We start from the raw sequence: 2,926 nt of genomic DNA, 5'->3' as shown, positions 1-2,926 counted from the left end.
CGGGGCCGACCATGCCGGTGTTGAACGCGAGCGGCTCGGGCACCGACGCGAGCTGCAGCTCGTCGAGCCAGATGTGCTTCTGCACCGGCGTCCAGTCGCGGCCGCCCCACTCGACGGGCCAGTGCGGCGTCGCGAGCCCGTTGGCGTTCAGAATCCGCTGAGACTCGATGAAGCCTTCCTTCCCCACTACTTCGCCTCGCGCATACCGCTCGCGGATCTCCGCCGGAATCTGCGTGGTGAAGAACGTTCGCATCTCGTCGCGGAACGCCAGCTCCTCGTCGGTCAAGGCCAGATTCATCGGACTTCCTTCGCACTCGAGGTCGGATTCATGTTCTGGTCCCGACGGTACCCCCACCTCCCGCGGGACACCACGACATCCCCAGTTGTAGTCACCGTGACCACATCAGTGATACCGTTTTGTAGTCACTACGACTACAAGGAGTTCCCGTGATCGCACTACTCGTCGACTGGCTCAACTCGGCCGCGGTGACGTCGTTCGGGACGACGACGAGCTGGGCCGAAGTGCTCGGTTTCGCGTCGGGCGCGGTGTGCGTCTGGCTCGTCGCCCGGCAGTCCGCCTGGAACTGGCCGATCGGAATCGCGAACAACCTGGTCTGGATCCTGCTGTTCTACGCAGCCGGACTCTTCGCCGACTCGGCCCTCCAACTGGTCTACATCGCGCTCGCCGTGGCCGGGTGGATCCGATGGATCCGGGGACGCGCAGGCAACCCGTTGCCCGTCACCGGGACATCGTTGGAGGAGTGGAGGTGGCTCGCCGGCACCGGGATCGTCGGCACCGCCGCCCTGACCGTGCTCCTGCACACGGCGACGTCGTCCACGGTCCCGTTCTGGGACGCCGTCACCACTGCCCTCTCGTTGCTGGCCACCTGGGGGCAGGTGAACAAGCGCTGGGAATCGTGGCTGCTGTGGATTGCGGCCGATCTCGTCTACGTCCCGCTCTACCTGCACAAGGGTCTGACTCTGACGGCCCTGCTGTACGTCGGATTCCTCGCGCTCTGCGTCCGCGGCCTCGTCGAGTGGCGCAGGACTTCGGGACTCCCCGCCCTCGCGACGACCGCGGGCAAGTGACCGCAATGCACGACCACGCCCTCGTGATCGGAAAATTCTATCCCCCGCACGCCGGGCATCACCTGCTGATCCGGGAGGCCGCGAAGGTCGCCACCCGGGTGACGGTGGTGGTGATGGCGTCCCGGGTCGAGTCGATTCCCCTGGCGGACAGAGTGTCCTGCCTCGCCGAGTCGCATGCGCGGGACCGCACGGTGACCGTGACCGGCATCGCGTGCGACGCCCCGATGGACCTGGCGTCGCGACCCGTCTGGGCCGCGCAGGTGGCGTGCATGCGCGCCGCGGTACGCCAGGCCACCGGCATCGCCGTCGACGTCGTCGTGTCGAGCGAGAAGTACGGAGACGAACTCGCCCGCTGGTTCGACGCCGTCCACGTCCCCGTCGACCCCGAGCGCGTCCGGTTCCCGATTTCCGGAACTGCCTGTCGAAACGACCTCGCCGGCACCTGGGAACACCTGGACGCGCCCGCGCGGGCACTGCTCACCACCCGGATCGTGGTGCTCGGCGCAGAATCCACCGGCACCACCACCATCAGTCACGCACTGGCGCAACGCTTCCGCGCCCGCGGCGGGATCTGGCGGCGCACACACTGGGTTCCCGAATACGGTCGCACGGCAACCGCCGACAAGCTGGCGAGAGTCCGCGCCACCGACGCGTCCGCCGGCGTCGACGACCTCGTCTGGACAGGGCAGGATTTCGCCGACATCGCCCGCATCCAGAACGAGTGGGAAGAGGCGGCCGCGCGGTCGGGGTCGCCCCTGACGATCTGCGACACCGACGCAGAGGCGACCACCGTGTGGGAGCGGCGCTACCTCGGCCCCGACAGCACCCGGGCGCACGACCACCGACCGGGTCGCCACGCCCTGTACCTCATTACCGACCATGTCGGTGTCCCCTTCGTGCAGGATGGGTTGCGTGACGGAGAGTCGGTCCGGGAGGAGATGACGGAGTGGTTCGTCGACGCACTCACCGCCGCCGGACGGTCGTGGGTGATGCTGACCGGGAGCCGGGCAGAGCGCCTCGACCTCGCGACGCAGGTCACTGAACAGGCACTCGCCCACCGATCGACGTTCGCCGCACCACTGGGAGGCTGACAGTGTACGACGCAACCGACTACCCACCGTTCGCCGTGACCGTCGATCTCGCGATGTTCACACTGCGCGGCCCCGCGCTGTCGGTCCTGCTGGTCCGGCGGGGCGGGGAACCGTTTCAGGGGATGCCCGCGCTGCCCGGCGGTTTCGTTCACGCGGACGAATCAGCGGAGGTCGCGGCGCGACGCGAGCTGGCGGAGGAGACCGGACTCGACAGCTTTCCCGGTCACCTCGAACAGTTGGCGACGTACAGCGAGCCGGGCCGCGACCCGCGCATGCGTGTCGTGTCGGTGGTGTTCGTGGCGTTCGCGCCGAATCTGCCGGAGCCGTCGGCCGGTTCCGACGCCGCCGACGCCTACTGGGTGCCGGTCGAGGACGCGTCCCGCGAGTCGCTGGCGTTCGACCACGCGCAGATCCTCACGGACGCCGTCGAGCGGGTGCGGTCGAAACTCGAATACACCACTTTGGCAACTCATTTCGTGGAGTCACCGTTCTCGATCCGGGACCTCCAGACGGTGTACGAGGCCGTGTGGGACGTGACGTGGGATCGCGCGAACTTCCGCCGCAAGGTTCTGGGGACCCGCGGATTCGTCGAACCCGTCGAGGGCGTTGCCGACGCCGCATCGACGGGCGGCAGGCGCGCCCAGCTGTACCGGCCGGGCGACGCCACCACCCTGCACCCGCCGATCCCCCGCCCGTGTGTTCATTTTAACCGCCGGCGGGTAAAAAGTAAAACCGGGTGGGGGAGC

General features: G+C 68.2%; 4 protein-coding genes. 3 read left to right on the top strand and 1 reads right to left on the bottom strand.

Annotation, left to right across the window (positions count from 1 at the left end; all coding sequences use genetic code 11):
- Nucleotides 1-298, bottom strand: a 298-nt coding sequence (locus ACFTZB_RS44670; protein ID WP_378442292.1) for an acyl-CoA dehydrogenase family protein, incomplete at its 3' end; no start/stop codon positions are given.
- Nucleotides 299-447: 149 nt separating this feature from the next.
- Here ACFTZB_RS44670 and pnuC point away from each other — a divergent pair.
- The 3 genes from pnuC to ACFTZB_RS44655 all read left to right on the top strand — a co-directional run.
- A complete protein-coding gene (gene pnuC, locus ACFTZB_RS44665; protein WP_378442290.1) occupies nt 448-1,089 on the top strand; it encodes a nicotinamide riboside transporter PnuC in 642 nt (213 codons plus the stop codon).
- 5 nt (nt 1,090-1,094) lie between these two features.
- On the top strand, nt 1,095-2,180 hold the full coding sequence (locus ACFTZB_RS44660) for an AAA family ATPase (RefSeq protein ID WP_378442295.1): 1,086 nt from the start codon (nt 1,095-1,097) through the stop codon (nt 2,178-2,180).
- Nucleotides 2,181-2,182: 2 nt separating this feature from the next.
- On the top strand, nt 2,183-2,926 hold a 744-nt coding region (locus tag ACFTZB_RS44655; RefSeq protein WP_378442288.1), incomplete at its 3' end, for an NUDIX domain-containing protein.

The organism is Rhodococcus sp. NPDC057014 (assembly GCF_042673295.1).
In the GTDB taxonomy this organism is placed as follows: domain Bacteria; phylum Actinomycetota; class Actinomycetes; order Mycobacteriales; family Mycobacteriaceae; genus Rhodococcus_F.
Note: the sequence above shows the minus strand (reverse complement) of the source record. Positions and strands in the feature narration are given on the sequence as shown.

What these genes read in the sequence shown, in the direction of transcription:
- ACFTZB_RS44660 (WP_378442295.1), top strand. Translation starts at nt 1,095, where the DNA reads ATGCACGACCACGCCCTCGTGATCGGAAAATTCTATCCCCCGCACGCC.